The following is a 535-nucleotide window of genomic DNA, read 5'->3' as shown; positions in this document are numbered from 1 at the left end:
GGGCCGGGTCGTCGGGCTCGCGGGCGAGCCCTACGCGGAGACGCCGATCTATGCCGTCTCGGGTGACGCCCTCGTCGACATCCGCACCGGCGAGCGCCTCCCGACGGTGCGGGCGCGCGCCGTCGACTACGCCGGCTGACCGGTCTCCACAGGTCCACGCGGCCGGGTGGCCGTCGTGGGGACGTCGTGGTGACATCGGCGGGTGTCCCTCGTCCCGACCCTGCTCGACACCCTGTGCGACGCCGCCGCCGACCTGCTGCTCGGCGGTGCGTGCGTGGGCTGTGCCGCCCCCGGCCGGGTGCTCTGCGCCTCGTGCCGAGCGGAGCTCCCGACCGCTGCGACCACGGCCTGGCCGACCCCGGCGCCGGCTGGCCTGGTGCCGCCGTACGCCGCGGGACCGTACGACGCCACCCTGCGCGGCATGGTCCTGGGCCACAAGGAGCGGCGTCTGCTCGGCCTCACCCGGCCGCTCGGCGACCTGCTCGCGACGGCCGTCGCCGAGGCGGTCGACCGCGAGGTGGGTCCGCGGGGAGGG

1 pseudogene is annotated in these 535 nt (G+C 77.4%); it reads left to right on the top strand.

The window, feature by feature from the left end:
* Positions 1–202: 202 nt before the first annotated feature.
* Positions 203–535 (top strand): annotated as a pseudogene (locus H0487_RS22805) (hypothetical protein); the annotation flags it as partial.

Source organism: Nocardioides stalactiti (assembly GCF_014180715.1).
In the GTDB taxonomy this organism is placed as follows: Bacteria; Actinomycetota; Actinomycetes; order Propionibacteriales; family Nocardioidaceae; genus Nocardioides; species Nocardioides stalactiti.
This window is presented reverse-complemented; position numbering and strand designations above follow the sequence as displayed.